This window comes from Psychrobacter sp. Marseille-P5312, from assembly GCF_900291405.1.
Taxonomy (GTDB): domain Bacteria; phylum Pseudomonadota; class Gammaproteobacteria; order Pseudomonadales; family Moraxellaceae; genus Psychrobacter; species Psychrobacter celer.
Genome location: NZ_OLML01000001.1, coordinates 34,162 through 52,165, shown reverse-complemented (window position 1 = coordinate 52,165; position 18,004 = coordinate 34,162). Strand labels below are relative to the sequence as shown.

Below are 18,004 nucleotides of genomic sequence, written 5' to 3'. Positions count from 1 at the left end.
TAATATAAACAATCACTCAAAGCCTCGCATCTAGCGGGGCATTTTTATGGGGAAAGGAAATGTCGGAATTATTGACGATGCAAGATTTGGCTAATGGTCATTTAGATATTAAGGTGCTGGGTGAAGCTGCCAACGGCGATGAAAATACGATAGTGACGACGCGCACTGGGAATACATATCCGTCTGCTGAAAGAGCTATCAATATCATGTTTCAAAATGGTGGCTTACCTGCTACACCTTTTAAGACCAAAGCGTTGATGACAGCGAGTGCGTTAGTTGATGGTAAGTATGCGATGGTGACTAACGACGCTCATAATAACGGATTGTATGTTAAGACCGCAGGAGCTTGGGTTAAGAGCGAGTATGACCCGCTTATACAAGCTAAGGCTTACACCGATACAAGTAAAACGGACGCTTTAAACACAGTGAGCGAGAGGCTGAAAGCAATAGCAGAGATTAAAAGTGTAAGTTCTAATGCTTATGTGTTTGCAGACCCAGATGACAAGGTTTTAGCGACCTTGAGTAGTGATGCAGTTTTCAAAGCTAATGATTTTGAGGTTACAGAAGGTACGTTAAGCGAAGCCTTGAAAGGTAGTGCTAAAGCTATAGAAGCAGGTATTGCATACGGGATTACAGACGACGAAGGCTCCTTACTATTTGGTGTAGACAGCAAAGCTGATGTGATTTCACCACATCCACCAGTAGCAGGTTTTGGTATTGACGCTGTGCGTAGTCAATTATTAGACAACGCCAGCATAAACAATGCAGGTGCTTATTTAGAGCGAGTAAGTAGTCAGCACCTAGAACCTATGAACTTTGATGTCGATGTAGCATTACATGGCACTGACGGTAAAGAACATGTGCGTATGGGTACAATGCATAAAATAAGTGACACTTTATTTTATGTCACATTTATGCAATTTTCTGTGGCAAATCAAGACTATGTGGGCGACCTTGTTGCTAGATTTGTCACTGTGGACTGGGAAACTCAGACCGCTACGGTGGGCGAGACTATCCCTCTTGGGAAGACACTGGGTTTATTTGAGACTGAACCATACAAATCCTCCTCGTTATCTCATTTATTTGATGTTAAAGATGGCGTTCTATTGGTTGCGGTGGTAAGCACAACAGCTCAGGGTGGAATGAAGGTTTATAAATCAGTTGATAACTGTCAAACATGGACAAAAGTTGGAAACATAACAACACCCGAACTGTTATATCCTTCGTTAGATTCAGTTGCTTTGGTTCCAGATGGTATATATAAAGACCGCTTACTTTTTGCTGGATATACTGTAGGTAGTTCAGATAGACGGTTGATTGGGGTTTATTCGGACGATTTTGGTGCTACGTGGCAAACTGGCTACAATATCAGCCCTACTGAAATAGGTATGCCGATGGAGGCAAATGAAGCTGCTGTTACTACTGATAGTAACAATAACTTTATTTTTGTTATACGTCACGAGTTATCACCTGGTGTAGCTGATAAGCGAAAAATGTATTTTGCAAAGTCCACAGATGGAGGTAAGACAATCAAAGAATTTGTACCCGATAGCCCTACTTTTGGAGACCGCTGTGCATATGGTATGCAGCAAAGAGCACCTCACTCTTGGGACGGAGTGCCGAGCATTGCTATTACGCACCCATCGCGCCTTGGACGTAAGGGGCTGAGATTGTATTTGTCACATAATAACTGTGCGTCATGGACTAAGGAGTATCAATTAATACCAGAGACAGTGAAGACTGGGTACACATCTATAAAAAATATAGACCAACACACGCTTGGTATTGTGTACGAATACGGAGATTTCAACGCCTTTTCTAATGTTGCAATTAAATTTATTAACAATGCGGAGATATACAAATGAGCTTAATTTTAAAAACAGATGTTAAATATACTGGTGTAACAAAGGCACGCCATATCTTAGAGATACTGCAAGCAGCCTCTGAAAAAACAAGCTACATTAGGAGCATGCTAGCAGATGTGGGTGCAGATAGTAGTTATGTCACAGATGTCACATCACCGACAATCACAACCAAGCTCTTAGACCATGTAAAATTAGTACAAGAAGCAGGTGCTACAGTATTGTCAATGCACTACACAGTAAGAGCCATTGTTTTTGTTTTAGAAAACAACCTTGCTGACGATTCTTATGCTTGTTTTTCACCTGATTTTGGTGTTAGTTTTTTTTCAAACGGTAATATAGATAAGGTGTACGGTTTAGCAGGTAGTACGGGTAGTGAGCTTGCACAATACCCATTAAAGCTAGGCAATGACTCTAACAATAATGTATTAATGCCAGTAAAAGAAGATTTAGGTGGAGTTGTTGTTGGCGATAAGACAGTTGCCATTGATAAGGGTATAATAATTGCTTCTTGCCGTAAACTAGATGGAAAGGCTACACCTGTAACCTTAATTTCCATACGTGATGCCAACAGCATTAGCAGTATCCTAGCGCCAAAAATAGTTTTTAGCAAGCCTGAGGGTAGTTCTAATGCCTCGATTTATTTATCAGATACCAAGGCTGTTGGGGGGACTGGTCATACAACAGGGGATAAATCTCCCGACTTTTTCCACATGGCAGGTGTTGCTGCGAAGTTCGAGTACGGTACCACGGCAAACAAACTATATGTAAATGGCGAGGAGTTAATTAGTGACTCTGGAGATACTACAATGTTCGATTTAACGACTTATAGCGTAGTAACCCAGTCTGGCACGCCTATATCCAATGGTTGGATTGCAGAGCAATGGGTTATCAACAGTAAGAGTGATGCACTTGCACAGGCACTGAGCAACCACTTGAATCGACAATAATTTAAAATAGTTTAACAAAACCCCTTAATTGGGGTTTTTTATTATCTAAAATTTGAGGGGAGACAATGCCAAACAACACACCCTATTGGGACATAATACTACTAAAGCTATTGGTATTCCTACCTAAAGTTTTTGCCGCGGTCATCGGCGCTATTCTTGGTTTGATGCTATCAGGTGACATTGGCAGGGACGGTAAGATACAAGTCAATATCTCGGTCATCGTTAAGTTTACAATCGCTGTCACGATCAGTTTGTACGGCGGCGAAGCGTCTATTGAGTATTACAAGCTACAAGACTACAGCGTGATGACACATGGCTTTGTCATGCTTATGTGGGCAGTGTTTGGGATGCTTGCAATCGGCATTGTTTATCAATCTATAGCGCTGTGGCAGGGCAAGACGCTTGCTGAGGTGATAAAAGAAATCAAAGACGCAGTGTTTGCGATACTTGGAAAATAACAATCAGTATTAAATATAGCCCTATTTTTGGGGCTTTTTTAATGTCTAAAATAAGGTAAAATTTATGAGCGTATTCGACGCAATTTTCGAGCGACTAATGAGGCACGAGGGCGGTTACGTCAATCACCCAAGCGACCCTGGCGGTGAAACGATGTGGGGCGTGACAAAACGTGTTGCTCGTGCTCACGGTTATAACGGTCCAATGCGTAGTTTGCCAAAATCCACGGCTCAAGCAATCGCTGACAAGTCGTATTGGCAAGCCATTAAAGGTGACGAGTTACCACGCGCTGTCGCTTGGCAGGTATTTGATGCAGCGTACAATCACGGTAACCGCAATGCTGTTAAGTTTTTGCAACGCGCAATCGGTGCGAGAGATGACGGCATTATTGGGCCGCGCACACTAGCAGCAGTCAAAGCAATGGATCAAAACGATATTATCTTGCTATTTAATGCGGAACGCCTAGATTTTTACACGCGCTTGCGTACTTGGCCGACATTTGGTCGCGGCTGGTCACGTCGTATCGTTGGTAATTTACGGTGGGCAGCTAACGATAATTGATAATTAGTTCAAATTTTAGATAAAGCACTACCTTTTAGGCAGGGCTTTATAGTTTGATAAAAAAAGATATAGTCGTTTATATTGATAAAAATTATCATTTCTTATAAATCAAAGTGTCGCATTATATTTTTGTACTCATCATGTTCCATAAAATACTTAGCTGAGTACTTCGATCCCAGTATTGATAAATGACCACCATCATAACTATAAGGAACGGTAAGCCCGTTAACTTTAAAATTATTACTTTTATCATATAGGTATGTCCTATCGATAAAGTGAACATTGTCATATTTGTTAGCTATTTTTTCCATTTTCATATTAGCTTCACGCATTGCTAAGTCAGGGCTATCATTATTATCAATAACATCTGGTATATCGAAGTAGATACTTTTTTTGAAACTTTCTAGTGGGTTTGTGCCATATGACCTAGGAGCAGCCATAATTATAATATTAACTCCTTGCTCTGATGCTTTAGAAATAATTTCCTCTAAATCATTTGTTTGCTTATCAGTCTTGATACTTGTCCACAATCCAGAAAAAATAATATTTTTATAGCTACCTAGGCTTTCTATTAAATACTTTCTGTTGAGCATACACTGTTCATAAGCAGGGTCCGTTTTTGAACCTGCAAAGTCGTCTGAAAGAGAAGGTGTACACCAATTTGTAACTACAGACTGAAATGAGGCATCGTTCGCTTTAAACACTTCATCAAAAAATGGTTCATTATGCCCCGCATAAGAATCACCAAAAAGCAAAGTGTTGGTAGGATGGTTAGCCTTTCCTAAATAGCATTCAACTCCCTTATTTGCATCGACCTCAAAATCTGAAAGTTTGTGTGCATCATAAAAGCAGTACCCATTGCTTCTATTTGGCATTACTAGCTCACTCATTACTTCTTTTTCTTGAGCACTCAGCTCAAATCTTTCATCAACGCCATTTTTAAGGAAAGTTAGACTCCCGAGCACCCCAATAATTCCAGCAATATAAATTGGCTTACATTTCAAGTAACTTAAAAGAGTGGGAAAACTTCTTGGAAAGTTAATTTTTTCAACATACTTATAACTTAGGAAGCCAAGAAGTATGGATAGCGCCATGCCTAAATAAATATAGTATTCAGGCATGGCGAATGTATAAATAATGACTACCAAAGGCCAATGCCATAGGTAGATAGAATAAGACCATGTGCCTATTTTTTGGAATACGATATTGCTTGTCATGATACTGTCATTGCGCTGTGCCTGAATAATAAGGAACGAGCCCACAACAGGAAATAGTGCTAAGTAACCAGGCCAAGCATTTTCTGCTGAGATGAGGAAGTAAGACCCCACCACTAAAACTAAACCTATTTTCTCTAAAAGCTTTTTTCTATTCTCTTGCAATGTAAAAGGATAAAGGTAGGCAACACCACCGATCAACATCTCCCACGCTCTTGCGGACAATAAGAAATATGATGCATTAGGCCATTTATAAGTAGAGTAAACGCAAAAAATAAAAGCTAAAACTGTTGCCACTAGTATCATAATCTTCATAGTCTTTATAGACAGAAACTTGCGCATAGCCACAAGTATCAACGGATAAATGATATAAAACTGCCACTCAACTGATAGTGTCCATGTGTGTAACAGCCATTTCTCATGAGAAGCTGCGTCAAAATAACCTGCTTCTCTCCAATAAATAAAGTTAGATAAGAAGCCGACACTACTGGCGGCATGCTTCCCTAATGGTTTGTACTCTAAAGGCGTCAGATAGAACCAGCCAAAGACTAACAATACCAAGCAAAGCAACGCTAAGGCAGGGATAATCCTATTAGCACGAGCGACATAGAAATTTAGAATAGAAAATTTTTCTTGCTCGATACCTCTAAATATAATTCCAGTCATTAAAAACCCTGAAATTACAAAGAATACATCAACACCAGCAAAACCACCGGGCATCCAAGCGGCATTAAAATGGAAGAGGACAACAGCGATGACTGCAAAAGCCCGAAGCCCGTTAATATCTTTTCTGAATTTCATAGGATATACTTACTAAAGGATTATAAAATTTGTCGATAGTATATCTACACCGTAAATATATGTATACTTCGATGCACTAAAACTCAATAATTTCATCACAAGATAATTAGTCTGTGACATGATTCTTGACATCCTATCGTCATACGCTATCACATCTAATCACATTGCATAATCGTAAGTCATTGATATTATTAAGGTCGTATTTGATAGCGTGTGATAGTGTTTGATGTAATCGGGTTCAACTCCCGCCATCTCCACCAAATATTTTAAAAAAAGTCAGTCACTTAGGTGGCTGGCTTTTTTTTATGACATGATTTTGACATGATTGGCTGACAGACGACCGTTGCCTTGGTTTTGTCTTACATGGCCTGCGTGCCAAGTAGGTCGTAGTGCGCGAGGTGATAAATCAGCTCGGTACTTTGTTGCAGTGGCTGCCAAAAAACCAAAGGGAATGTGTAAAAATAAGCCAATACGGTTACGCATACCAAGCTACCGATTTTTTGATACCCATGCCTGTTATTGAGGGAGAAGGGCAAACTGTTAGGTGATTTTTGATGAATGGGTTAGGGATGGGCTGTCCTTTAGAGACGGTTGAGAATCCAGGTCGGGAGTTTCCCAAACTTTGTGTAACTGCTTATATGCACTAACCGGAGAATAAGCAATGACGACTCAATCTGACCTTAAAAAACTGGCCGAGCAAATGGCTGGTAGCATGAAAAGCTTCGATGACATCAAAGACTTTCAAAAGCAGCTCATGCAGTCGTTTATCGATACTGCCCTTGAAGCTGAGATGGAAGACCATCTCGGCTACCCCAAGCATGAGAAAGCAGACAAGCCTAATAAGCGCAATGGATACACTAAAAAAACCGTCCGTAGCGACACAGGCGATCTTGAGATATCCACCCCAAGAGACCGTGATGGTGACTTTGAACCTGCCTTAGTGCGTAAGCATCAAACCCGTATTAGTGGCCTTGATGATAAAATCATATTCCTTTACGCCAAGGGTCAAACCACCACTGAGATCGTAGAGAGTATTAAAGAGCTCTACGATGTCGACATCTCAAGCTCTCTTATCTCAAGAGTCACCGATAATATATTAGAGGACATCACCGCTTGGCAGAACAGGCCGCTGAGCAGTGTTTATCCTATCGTCTATTTGGACTGCATCGTCGTTAAGGTACGCCAAGACAAGCAGATCATCAACAAGGCGATCTATCTGGCGCTAGGCGTGGGACTTGATGGTAAAAAAGAGCTGCTTGGCATGTGGCTATCAGAGAACGAAGGCGCTAAGTTCTGGCTAGGTGTTCTCACTGAATTACAAAACCGTGGGGTACAAGATATCCTCATTGCCTGTGTCGATGGCTTAAAGGGCTTCCCTGATGCCATTAACACCGTCTATCCAAAGGCACAGGTTCAGCTGTGTATCGTACACATGGTGCGCTATTCAATGAAGTTTGTGCCGTGGACGGATAAAAAGGCCGTAGCGGCTGATTTAAAGGCCATCTACGGCGCTGATACCCTTGAGATGGCAGAGGCCAATCTTGAGCACTTTGATGAGACTTGGGGCAAGGAGTATCCGCACGTGGTCAAGTCTTGGCGTAATAACTGGGAGGGCTTAACGGTGTTCTTTGGCTACCCTAAAGACATCAGAAAAGTGATTGATACCACCAATGCGATAGAGTCACTAAACAGTGTGATTCGGACGGCAGTGAATAATCATAAAGCGATTAAGAGCATGTATCCAGTTATGGATTGATATAGACTACCTTGAACGCTACTTGAACACACAAGATTGAATTCTTTAACTATTAGGGTTTTTCATTAATAACCCTCACTCATTCAAATAAAGCTCAGCCAAGCTATCAAGCTCAGTTTTGACCGCTTTCCAATGCGGCATAACTTGCGACAGCAGTCGCCAAAACCGCTCACTGTGGTTGTGCTCTTTGATATGACACAGCTCATGCAGTATCACGTAGTCGATACATTCTTTAGGGGCTTTCACCAAATGTGGATTGAGGACTAAGTTGCCTTGAGCCGAGCAGCTGCCCCATTGTTTTTTCATCGATAGTATCTTAAACGTGGGTGAGCTATGCACCCAATCAGCTTGAGGCAATACGGCAGCAAGGCGCTCTGCAAATACTATTCTAGCTTTAGTTTGATACCAAGCATCTAACAGTGCCTTAACTTTAGCTGCTCGGTCGCTACCACTGGTATCATCAGCAGCATTGCTACTATGAGTCAAAGTCACGGTCAGCTTGCCACGAATCAGTTTTACATTAGCAGCTTGCTCAGGGTCGACAAGTACTTTGAGCACGTATCTGCGACCCAAATAAAACTGAGGCTCACCGCTGACATAGCGTTTTGGCAGCACGTCAGTTTTTTGCTTGGCAAAGTCTTGCAGGTGCTGCCATATCCAGCGCACCCGTTTTTGCACTGACTGATAAATAAACTCATCTGTCACCTGCATCGGTACGCTGACCACTACCCGCTGATCCGGATACACCTTAATACGTAGCTTACGAGCTTTGTCTTTCCGTATCACTTCATAGCTGATTTTGTCTTGACCGTAGTAGAGGTGATGCCGCGTATCATTAGATCTAGTAAGCGTATTATTGCTAGGCGTGCTATGGTTAGATACACGAGTAGCAGACACGCCATTATTGCTCACTGTCTTATGCTCTGGTCGGTTTGCCATGACTAGTGACTCCGAGAGATACCATGGCGAGTGATACGGATCACTTCATCAGACAGCTTCTTGGCATTGTCGGTACCGATGGCTTTGAACAGTAGCTTTAGTAGCCCAACTTTGATGTCTTTTTCCATCTGTGACGGGTTTAAGGAGTTGACTGCTACCGCTTTATCGACAACGTCATCAATAGCGTAAGCGAAGCTGACGAGTGTGTCCTTGTCTAGGCCGTTTTCTTCTAGAAGACTTGGATCAAATAAGTGCTTAAACAGTCCATAATAGGCTTGTGCATGTTTGTTATGTTTGCCTGACTCATCGATAAACTCGTTTGGCACATCAGGTACTTTGCGAGCTTTAACGTCTTGCTCGAAGTCAGCAAACATCATGTACTGCTTGACTGGTGCATCGAACATGGCCTTAGCATCTTCAATGGCTTTTTTGAGAAGCTTGGAGAAATGCTCTTGCGCATAGGGATCATCAGCTAAATCTTGCTCAATCATCTTAGTGACGCGGCTGGTGATTTTGTCCGTTTGGTTACGCGCTTCGTCATCACTTAGTGCTTCAGGCTTAATGTCTTTACCCATATTACCGACTAGATAAGCGCCTTTAGGCTCTCTGACTTCTATACCTGCGATATGCTTATTGAGTAGGCTACGGATATCATCCTCAAACTCATCAAAGTTGATGGTTTCATTGGCATCTTCACGTGCCTGTTTACGTAGCTGCACAAAGGCCTTTAAGTCTTTTTTATAACGCTCTCGCTTACCCTCAAAAAAGCTGTCTTCAAAGTAGGAGGCCGATTGTAGTGCGACTTTCATCACATTAGCAAACTCAGTCAAAGCGGCATAAAAATCATCACGCTTCTTTAGGTGCGTATCGACGAATACGCCCTCTCGCTCTTCTATTTTAGGCGACAACGACTGACGCAGGGCGTTGCCATCTTGTTTGTTGGTCACATCAGCAAAAATCGCCCAGACTTTTTTGTGTAGCATCGGCAGTTTTTTGTATTCAGAATCCATGGCATGGTACATGCCAGCCAAGTCTTCAATGTCAAAGCCACCTTGGGTACGCTCAGCCAAATCTTGGTATTTTTCAATCGTGGTGTCGAGCTCTTTTAAAATGCCACGATAATCAATCAAATAACCGAACTGCTTTTTGTTATGCAAGCGGTTAACGCGAGCAATGGCCTGAATCAAGTTATGACTCTTTAGCGGTTTGTCGATATACAGAACGGTGTTTTTGGGTTCATCAAAACCAGTTAACAGCTTATCCACCACGATCATAATATCTGGGCCATCATCTTCACCAAAAGCGTCAATGATGTCTTTGGTATATTGGGTATCGTCCATACCGTATTTGGGTGCGACGTTATTCTGCCACCAGTTTTGAACGATGTCTTTACTCTCGGCATCGACGACTTCATGACCTTCACGGGTGTCAGGCGGTGACATAGCCACGACTGAGCTGACCTTACCAATAGCGTCTAAAGCGTGCTTATAGCGAATGGCAGATACTTTTGAGTCACAAGCCAGCTGACCTTTTAAGCCTTGCTGCTTGAAGTTCTGAAAATGATCAGAGATATCATGGGCGATCAGTTCTATACGCCCTTCAACTTGATAGACTTGGCCTTTTTTAGAAAATTTACGTTTAAGATCTGCTTTTTGCTCACTGGTGAGCTTTTGGGTAATACGCTCAAACCATTTATCGATTGCGACATCATTGGTGTTCAGCTCAGGGATGCGCTCTTCATAGAGTAGGGGCGTGACCGTTTTATCGGCTACCGCTTGCTGCATGGTGTAGGAGTGAATGATGGTGCCAAATTTGTTTTCGGTCTTATCATCTTTTAATAGTGGTGTACCCGTAAAGGCGATAAAGGCGGCATTAGGCAGAGCCTGCTGCATACGGATATTGTTCTCACCGTTTTGGCTACGGTGACCTTCATCAACCAAGACAATGATATTCTCGCTAGGGTTATAAAACTCATCATATTGCGCCGCTGCACCAAACTTATTGATGATAGAAAACACAATACGCTCGTTACTCTTGCCGATCTTTTTGGCTAGGTCACGCCCAGAGAGTGCTTTGGCTAGGCGGCGATCTTTATCACTCAGCGCACCGGCGGAGATAAAGGTGCGGGCGATCTGGTTCTCCAAGTCTATTCGGTCGGTCACGACAAACACACGACACTTGGCGAGATCCTCAAGCCAAATCAGCGCTTTGGATAAAAATACCATGGTAAAGGACTTACCACTACCTGTGGTATGCCAAATTACGCCACCCTCACGGCTTCCTTGCTCGTCAAAATGACTGATGCGCTTAACTAAGGCTTTGATGCCGAAGACTTGCTGATAGCGCGCCACGATCTTACCTGCTTTACTATCAAACAGGGTGTAGTAGCGAGTCATATCGAGCAGACGGTCGGGACGCAGTAGGCTGATAATCAAACGGTCTTGATCGGTCACGGCAAGCGAGCCAGCAGCAAGCAGCGATCGATATTCACGTTTATCATCAGCACTACGCTGTGCAAACAAATGGTCGATTTGAGGATCATCTAAGCGTTGGTTTTTTATTTGATGAAACTCAATCTCGCTGATCTCTTCTTCGATCCATTTAGACCAGAACTTTTCAGGGGTGCCGCAAGTACCGTACAAGCCTTCATGGCCATTGATAGCAAGTAGCAGCTGACTGTAGGCAAAGAGATGCGGAATGTACTTCTGCCCTTGATTGCGGATGTGCTGCGAGATGGCTTGGCTATTGGTGGATTGATGGGGGTTGTTTGAGTCGGGGCGTTTGGCTTCTATGACCACTAGCGGTAAGCCGTTTACAAAGCAGACGATATCGGGGATGACATTGCCAGTCGCATCAGCGTTTTGCACGACCATCTCTTCGGTCACGTGATAGGCGTTATTATCAATGTTTTGCCAGTCGATCAGCTGAATAGTCGGCGAGGCTTTTTTGCCATCGATAAATTCAGTGACGCTGACGCCATAGAGTAGGGCGTCATAAAGCTTTTCGTTAGCACGAGTGAGTCCTAGGTTCATCGCTGGGTTTAGCTCGCTGATGATCTTGTCGATACCAGCGTCAGACAGATGATGCTGCTGACCTTCAAAGGGGAAGGTTTGACGGGTCAAGTACTCACGTAATATAGGCAATAGCATCACTTGATTGCTACTATTGGCTGGTGTCTGTACTCTTGCGCCCTTAGGACTGCGTAGCTGTAAGCATTCCTCAGGGGAGAGGTAGCGATAACCCAAATTCATGAGTAAGGTAAGGGCGGGGATTTTTGCGCTAAATTCTTCTTTGAAGTTGATGCTAGGGTTGGTCATATGAGTATGCTTATAGTTATTGTTTGATAAGTGTGACGCTTTTAAATTGATTGTAGCCGATAACGACATAAAAAAGGCAACAAAAAACCGCCAAGGTTGCGCGTTACCCAGAGGGCACTAAGCGTGGCGGTTATGTTGAGTATAGATTAGTTGATTACTTTTTTTGTGTCAATACAACTTTTTATAAGTATTTTCGCAAGTGAGTAAAGTTAATAGCTTCTATGCCGTGACCTGCTGCAAAACCATACAGATCAAGATCAGCCGTGAGTAAGACACATTCATGTCGTTTACTCCTAATAAGCTTTTAATTCATTTTAAACGATTTAGCGACGCTAGGGTGTCTGTAACGCAGCCTGCTATAAACTTATTTACGGCTATACTATTTCATCAATCCGCACCCGCTTCTTACCCGTCAAAAGCTGCTGCATCAACGCCTTTTTCTCTTGCTGAAAATCGGCAAGCTGTTGTTCCAGCAATTCGATTTCTCTGCTTGCATTGGTTAATACCGCAGCGATTTTTTGTTGTTCGTCTATAGGAGGAACAGGTACTGTTGTATTTAAAAACTCGTCAGGTCTAATATTTAATAAGCCATCATTACGAACACCAGTATTTACTAATCGTCCGAGTTGAGGTTTTAAGTAGTCAGCTTCAAACAGATACTTGTAAAAATCCTCACATAAACCGTTATTGATTTTAAAACAAACATAGATATTAGGTACTAATCCCGTCTCAAAATCTTCAAGTTTGAAAATACAGCCAAACTGATATGTTTTAGAGTTTCCTTTGTTATAAGCAAACTCACCATTTTTAAGTAGAACATATTTCTTTAAGCTTTCACCAGCCATGAAACGACTATAACGTTCTTTTTGAGTCATAAACCCACTTAAAGATGAAATAGTTAAAATTGGATGGTCATTACCATCAGATTTTCTTTGAATTCTAGTTGTGATATCTACTAGTTTTTTAGTTAACCACTCACCCTCAAACCGTTTCCCTTCATCATCAAGCAAACGCTTTTTACCTGTCAGCAACTGCTGCATCAGGGCTTTTTTCTGCTGGGTACTATTGTCAATTAAACGCTCGGTGGTGCTAATCGCTTTATCCCAAGTGGTTAGGATTTTGGCGATTTTTTGTTGTTCGGGTAGGGGCGGCAGTAGCAAAGGCAATTTACTAACAAGCTTGAATGAAATTGCTGGCATTGTCGAGGAAGTTGAATTGCTAAATAAAAAGTTTTTGACTACCGGTTGGTGTGCATAAAACCAAAAAAAGTCTTTTGAAAGTAAATTTTCATTAGGAATTACTCTGAATAGATTGTTAGCTATTGCACCTTCTAGTCCTCTTACTAAATCCCCAGCACCAGCACTACCATAACGAATCATACTTAAGTCAGTTTTATTGACAATGTATTTATCCGAAGGTTTTGAAATGTATCTAGGAACTTCATTAGGATTAACGTAGTCACTAATTCTAAGAAATCGAATAAGTCCATCATCCTTGATTTCTGATTGCAACTCTGCATCTACTTGAACTCCTTGTGAAAACTGTGCCACATCACCAAGAAACTCTTCCTTCCATCCATTAGGCACCATAACCAAGCTCCTTAAGATAGTGTTCCATCTCAGACTCTAAGCTGGCAAGCTCTGCTTTGAGTGCCAAACGCTGCTCACGTACCGCCACAAGATCAATCTCTGCCTCAGGCTCAAAGGTATCGACATAACGCGGAATGTTGAGGTTAAAGTCGTTCTCCTTAATCTCATCAAGGCTGGCAACATAGGCGTATTTATCGACAAACTCACGGTTGTTATAAGTCTCAATGATTTTTGCCAAATTCTCATCCGTCAGCTTGTTTTGGTTCGAGCCTGACTCATAATCCGAACTGGCATCGATAAATAGCACCATATCATCGGTTTTGTTCTTCTTAAACACCAATATCGCCGCCGGAATCCCCGTCCCAAAGAACAGCTTTTCGGGCAAGCCAATCACCGTATCGAGCAGGTTTTCTTCAATCAACTGCTGACGGATTTTGCCCTCACTTGAGCCACGGAACAGCACGCCATGCGGCACCACCACACCCATACGCCCGTTGTCATTCTTGAGCGTTTCAATCATATGAGTGATAAAGGCATAATCGCCCTTGGTCTTCGGCGGCAGACCACGATGAAAGCGACCATGCTCATCATCGGCGGCATCTTCATAACCCCATTTACTTAGTGAGAAGGGTGGGTTGGCAGTCACCACATCGAATTTTAATAAGTTGCCCTTATCATCAAGTAATAGTGGATGACGCAAGGTATCGCCCCATTCGATACGGTGATTGTCCTCACCATGAAGGAACATATTCATTTTCGCCAGTGCCCACGTCGAGCCAATCGCTTCTTGCCCAAACAGCTCATAGTTTTTGCTGCCTGAGTTTTTGCGTGCCATTGCCCCGCATTTGATGAGCAGAGAACCTGAACCACAGGCTGGGTCGCATATCGCATCGCCCGCAACAGGATTTAGAATAGTCGCAAGCAGGCTTGACACCTCAGGCGGAGTGTAGAACTCACCCGCACTAGCGCCCGCATCTGCCGCGAAGTGCTTGATCAGATACTCATAGGCATTACCAATCACATCAAGGCTACCGACCCGTGACGGGCTGAGGTTCATCACCTCTTTGCCGTAGTCTTCAAGCAAATGCCGCAGTAGCTCGTTTTTCTTCTTCTCATTACCCAAGCGGTCGGTGTTAAAGCTGATGTCTTGAAACACGTTTTTCAGCTTATTACCGTTGGCTTCCTCTATCGCATGTAGCGCTTCGTCAATACGCTGACCATTGCCCGGCTGATGACGCTGCTTGTACAAATCCCAAAAGCTGGCACCATCGGGCAACACAAAGCGCTGGTTGCTCATCAGCTCTTTGACCAAATCGGCATCGCCATACTCATCCATTAGGCTGTTGTATTCATCACGGTACACGTCCGATAGATACTTCAAAAACAGCATGGTCAAAATAAAGTCTTTATAAGTATCGGCGCTGATCACACCGCGAAAGGTATCACAGGCGTTCCAAACCGCTTTGTTAATCTCAGCTTGACTGATAGGGGAGATAGGAGTTGCAGCCATGTCAGGATGTTTCCTTAAATGAGTCTATGATTTATAGTTGAAGGATTGATAGTTGTAGGAACTGATAGTTATCGTGTTATTGGTTTAATGCATCTTGCGCACTATATTAGTTTACTGACACGCTTTAGTCTATCGCCATTGTATCAGTGTCCGACATTGAGCGTCGCATGGAGAAAGAGGTTTTCTGACTTAACGTATAGGGAGGGAGGAGCGTCATTCTAAGAAGGCTGCTTAAAAAATAACAGACACAAAAAAACCGCAGACCATAGTTGGTTTGCGGTTTTTCGTACTTCTATAATGGTACCCGGAGCCGGACTTGAACCGGCACGCTCGTTAGAGCGAGGGATTTTAAATCCCTTGTGTCTACCAATTTCACCACCCGGGCAAAACTTGTTTTATCTATACATTAAAAAGCGTTGATAGTACTTTTCGCTGGTAAGATAAGTGGTCGCTATTATAAGCGGTTATGCTAATAATGCAAGCCTAAATTAACATGACGTTAATAAATAATTGGAGGCTGGAGTCGGAATCGAACCGGCGTTAACGGAGTTGCAGTCCGCTGCATGACCACTCTGCCATCCAGCCAATCAAGGTGGACTATATTAGCAAAAATAATTTAAATTACAAGTCATTTTTTGGCTAAAAATAGCTTATATGCTCACTTGTGCTGATTTTAGTGCTTTTTTATGAGTTTTTTGCGTATTCAGGCTCATCAGCGAGCCGGACTCACTGATGAGAGTACTGATCATTGAGTGTGTACTTTTATAATATCTCTTCGTTATTACGTTTGGCTCGTTTGATGTCGCGATAAGTCGCGGTACAAATCAATACCAGCACGCCGAGCGTAATGGCTGGCCAAATTAAAATATATAAGCCGTAGATAAAGACGTTGTCCATGATATCTCCTTATAGTATTTATGAAGGGTTGCCTGTGCAGCCGGTCACATATTGACCAACTGCCAAACCCGCAAGCGGTGCTCGCTACCTGTGTTTATGAAAGCTCAGAGGTCGATGCCTTGGCTTTTTTATCATAATCGCCGACACGTTGATTGATTAAAGCAAAATCAAAGTGTTCATCACCCATGAGGCTAACGATGATACAAACGATGGTGCTGGCACCATAGGCCGTTAGTGAGGCCAGTAGTACCATGTACTGACGTAAGAAGCCTGTGGCAAAAATGAGCATCAGTACCAGCGTGATCGCTGCCGCTACCATGCCGATTTTACGACCCAAAAAGCCAAAGACCATCAGTCCAATCACGACTGCGGCGCCCACACTGGCCAGTATTTCAAAGAAAAGGGCAGTAAAGCCTGTCATCGGTAGCAGCTCAAAGCGTACCACACAGAATAGCAGTAGGCCGACGATGACCGCCGAGGTAAAGGCGGTATTGGTCACGCGGTTCCAAAACACACTGGCGATGACCGGAAAAACAATCGCGCCCCACAGCGCCCCTACAAAGACCAACATCACCAAAATATCTAGCTTAAAGCTGGCAAAGATCAGTCCGGCAGCGGTGGCGATAATCATCGTGCTACGACCAACGAGCATCATCGTTTTAGGCTTGACGCGGCCTTTGGCAATGTTTTTGCCATACACATCCGCCATCATAATGGTCGATAAGGCCGACAAATCTGAGTCGGCTGTCGATGATAGTGAGCCAATGACCAAGATAAAGAACAAGGCGATAAATACAGGGTGCAAGTAAGTGCTGACCATTTGCGGAATCAGATTATTCATATCGCCATTTAGCGGCTCGATACCGATGGTCAAAGCCATCAATCCGATCATACCAAGACCGATGACGATACCAGCATAGCCGACCGTGGCGGTAATAAAGGTCTGTTTAATCTTAGTCTTATCGATCGCAAACAAGCGCTGCGTGATGGTTTGGTTACCAATCGCATAAGCAAGTACAGCGACAAAATAGGGCGCTCCTTGCTGAAAAAACGCTTCGGATGAAAAGAAATCCTGCTGTTCAAGCGTGAGGTTAGAGAGGCCATCGACCATGACTTGTGGCCCACCCATCGCAAACAGTACCGCTGGAATAATGACAATACCGATGGCCATCAAAGCGACCAATTGCGCAAAGTCTGTAAAGACGGAAGCACGAAACCCTGAGGTTAGGGTGTAGCTTAGCACCCCGATACCTGCAATCATGACCCCCGTCTGAAACGATAATGGCGATAATACCGACACCAACGCCCCAGCTGCAGTAAAGTTGACCATCAAGCTAATTAAGCTGCCCATAAGGTTGGATATGGCTAAAATTAATTGGCTTGATGAGCCATGGCGGGCGTGGATAAGCTCACCTAAGGTATGACCATCGGGTGCAAGCTCACGAAAGCGCATACCAAAAGGATAGATGAATAAGATCATCAGCGCGCCCCAAAAGCCGTAATGTATCGGCCCTGATACGCCATACTTGTAGCCAGAGGTCGCCGCCGCATAAAACGATGCCGCCCAAATCCAAGTAGCGGTCATACTAGCAGCACCCATGCCAAAGCCGACGCCATGGCCTGCCACCATAAATCCTGAAGTGGTTTCTTTGTCTTTTTTGATCAGCAATGACAACAAATACGTGCCGCCATAAAACGCTAACAACAATAAAATAATGGTTAACGATGAAAATTGGAACAGTGACTCAGTTTTCAAATTCATACCTCGCGATTATTTTACATAAATAAAAGTTTAATAGTATAACTCTATCCAAAACTGTTAAGAATATAATAAAGCCCATAAAATGCTTATGTAGAGGCATCACACAGTGCTAACAATTGACCGTTATAAAAAGCGGTCAGCGCCGACCCAAATGCAGCACGCTGGCGCACTTGGTGTTTTAAGAGTAGATCCTGCAACCTGTAAATGACAACTGTCCATTGACATCATGCCGGTCACTCACTGTTGTACGTCATTTGAAAAAATCACATGCAACAGTGAGCCACGTCTCACAAAAATCGCAGGGCAGTCATCAGTATGCGTCTGTTGATGGATAATCCATCACGCTGTCAAGTGGCCATACTTGATAGTAGCTGGCTGCTATAGAGCGCT

Annotated in this window: 12 protein-coding genes, 2 tRNA genes and 1 pseudogene; 5 read left to right on the top strand and 10 right to left on the bottom strand. The window is 43.2% G+C overall.

The features are described 5' to 3' along the window. The first annotated feature begins 59 nt into the window (after positions 1 to 59). The 4 genes from C6W44_RS00200 to C6W44_RS00185 all read left to right on the top strand — a co-directional run bounded on the left by C6W44_RS00200 (position 60) and on the right by C6W44_RS00185 (position 3,829). Positions 60 to 1,865 (top strand): sialidase family protein, encoded by a 1,806-nt coding sequence (locus C6W44_RS00200; RefSeq protein ID WP_105243749.1) that lies wholly within the window; start codon positions 60 to 62, stop codon positions 1,863 to 1,865. Then, on the top strand, positions 1,862 to 2,812 hold the full coding sequence (locus tag C6W44_RS00195; protein ID WP_105243748.1) for a hypothetical protein: 951 nt from the start codon (positions 1,862 to 1,864) through the stop codon (positions 2,810 to 2,812). Before C6W44_RS00200 ends, C6W44_RS00195 begins: the two co-directional genes overlap by 4 nt. Positions 2,813 to 2,877: 65 nt before the next feature. Further along, positions 2,878 to 3,270, top strand: coding sequence for a hypothetical protein (locus C6W44_RS00190; RefSeq protein WP_105243747.1), 393 nt, complete (start codon positions 2,878 to 2,880; stop codon positions 3,268 to 3,270). A 64-nt stretch (positions 3,271 to 3,334) separates the two neighbouring features. Further along, complete coding sequence (locus tag C6W44_RS00185) at positions 3,335 to 3,829, top strand: glycoside hydrolase family 108 protein (RefSeq protein WP_105243746.1); 495 nt, start codon at positions 3,335 to 3,337, stop codon at positions 3,827 to 3,829. Positions 3,830 to 3,930: 101 nt separating this feature from the next. Here the strand turns inward: C6W44_RS00185 and C6W44_RS13525 are convergent, their stop codons facing one another. Then, on the bottom strand, positions 3,931 to 5,844 hold the full coding sequence (locus tag C6W44_RS13525) for an acyltransferase family protein (protein WP_227526306.1): 1,914 nt from the start codon (positions 5,842 to 5,844) through the stop codon (positions 3,931 to 3,933). Between the two features lie 303 nt (positions 5,845 to 6,147). Then, entirely contained in the window at positions 6,148 to 6,327 is a 180-nt protein-coding gene (locus C6W44_RS13465; RefSeq protein WP_199774535.1) for a hypothetical protein, read from the bottom strand. 178 nt (positions 6,328 to 6,505) lie between these two features. Between C6W44_RS13465 and C6W44_RS00175 the strand changes: the two are divergent. Then, positions 6,506 to 7,567 (top strand): annotated as a pseudogene (locus C6W44_RS00175) (IS256 family transposase); the annotation flags it as partial. 108 nt (positions 7,568 to 7,675) lie between these two features. Here C6W44_RS00175 and C6W44_RS00170 read toward each other — a convergent pair. From C6W44_RS00170 to C6W44_RS00140, 8 genes are all read right to left on the bottom strand, one after another. Further along, positions 7,676 to 8,539 (bottom strand): M48 family metallopeptidase, encoded by an 864-nt coding sequence (locus tag C6W44_RS00170; protein WP_105243745.1) that lies wholly within the window; start codon positions 8,537 to 8,539, stop codon positions 7,676 to 7,678. 2 nt (positions 8,540 to 8,541) lie between these two features. Then, positions 8,542 to 11,856, bottom strand: a complete 3,315-nt coding sequence (locus tag C6W44_RS00165) for a type I restriction endonuclease subunit R (RefSeq protein ID WP_105246323.1) — start codon at positions 11,854 to 11,856, stop codon at positions 8,542 to 8,544. A gap of 374 nt (positions 11,857 to 12,230) precedes the next feature. Beyond that, positions 12,231 to 13,445, bottom strand: a complete 1,215-nt coding sequence (locus tag C6W44_RS00160; protein WP_105243744.1) for a restriction endonuclease subunit S — start codon at positions 13,443 to 13,445, stop codon at positions 12,231 to 12,233. After that, positions 13,435 to 14,955: a type I restriction-modification system subunit M gene (locus C6W44_RS00155; RefSeq protein ID WP_105243743.1), complete on the bottom strand. Its 1,521-nt coding sequence runs from the start codon at positions 14,953 to 14,955 to the stop codon at positions 13,435 to 13,437. Before C6W44_RS00155 ends, C6W44_RS00160 begins: the two co-directional genes overlap by 11 nt. A gap of 298 nt (positions 14,956 to 15,253) precedes the next feature. Continuing rightward, a tRNA-Leu gene (locus C6W44_RS00150) sits at positions 15,254 to 15,340 on the bottom strand. Positions 15,341 to 15,466: 126 nt separating this feature from the next. Then, a tRNA-Cys gene (locus C6W44_RS00145) sits at positions 15,467 to 15,540 on the bottom strand. Between the two features lie 177 nt (positions 15,541 to 15,717). Continuing rightward, the gene (locus tag C6W44_RS13520; protein WP_208855952.1) at positions 15,718 to 15,852 is read right to left on the bottom strand and encodes a putative transporter small subunit; all 135 of its coding nucleotides are present in this window, start codon (positions 15,850 to 15,852) and stop codon (positions 15,718 to 15,720) included. 94 nt (positions 15,853 to 15,946) lie between these two features. Then, complete coding sequence (locus C6W44_RS00140; protein WP_105243742.1) at positions 15,947 to 17,614, bottom strand: sodium:solute symporter family protein; 1,668 nt, start codon at positions 17,612 to 17,614, stop codon at positions 15,947 to 15,949. Positions 17,615 to 18,004: the final 390 nt, after the last annotated feature.

What these genes read in the sequence shown, in the direction of transcription:
- C6W44_RS00155 (WP_105243743.1), bottom strand. Translation starts at nt 14,955, where the DNA reads ATGGCTGCAACTCCTATCTCCCCTATCAGTCAAGCTGAGATTAACAAA.
- C6W44_RS00200 (WP_105243749.1), top strand. Translation starts at nt 60, where the DNA reads ATGTCGGAATTATTGACGATGCAAGATTTGGCTAATGGTCATTTAGAT.
- C6W44_RS00195 (WP_105243748.1), top strand. Translation starts at nt 1,862, where the DNA reads ATGAGCTTAATTTTAAAAACAGATGTTAAATATACTGGTGTAACAAAG.
- C6W44_RS13520 (WP_208855952.1), bottom strand. Translation starts at nt 15,852, where the DNA reads ATGGACAACGTCTTTATCTACGGCTTATATATTTTAATTTGGCCAGCC.
- C6W44_RS00170 (WP_105243745.1), bottom strand. Translation starts at nt 8,539, where the DNA reads ATGGCAAACCGACCAGAGCATAAGACAGTGAGCAATAATGGCGTGTCT.
- C6W44_RS00165 (WP_105246323.1), bottom strand. Translation starts at nt 11,856, where the DNA reads ATGACCAACCCTAGCATCAACTTCAAAGAAGAATTTAGCGCAAAAATC.
- C6W44_RS13525 (WP_227526306.1), bottom strand. Translation starts at nt 5,844, where the DNA reads ATGAAATTCAGAAAAGATATTAACGGGCTTCGGGCTTTTGCAGTCATC.
- C6W44_RS00190 (WP_105243747.1), top strand. Translation starts at nt 2,878, where the DNA reads ATGCCAAACAACACACCCTATTGGGACATAATACTACTAAAGCTATTG.
- C6W44_RS00160 (WP_105243744.1), bottom strand. Translation starts at nt 13,445, where the DNA reads ATGGTGCCTAATGGATGGAAGGAAGAGTTTCTTGGTGATGTGGCACAG.
- C6W44_RS00185 (WP_105243746.1), top strand. Translation starts at nt 3,335, where the DNA reads ATGAGCGTATTCGACGCAATTTTCGAGCGACTAATGAGGCACGAGGGC.
- C6W44_RS13465 (WP_199774535.1), bottom strand. Translation starts at nt 6,327, where the DNA reads ATGCGTAACCGTATTGGCTTATTTTTACACATTCCCTTTGGTTTTTTG.
- C6W44_RS00140 (WP_105243742.1), bottom strand. Translation starts at nt 17,614, where the DNA reads ATGAATTTGAAAACTGAGTCACTGTTCCAATTTTCATCGTTAACCATT.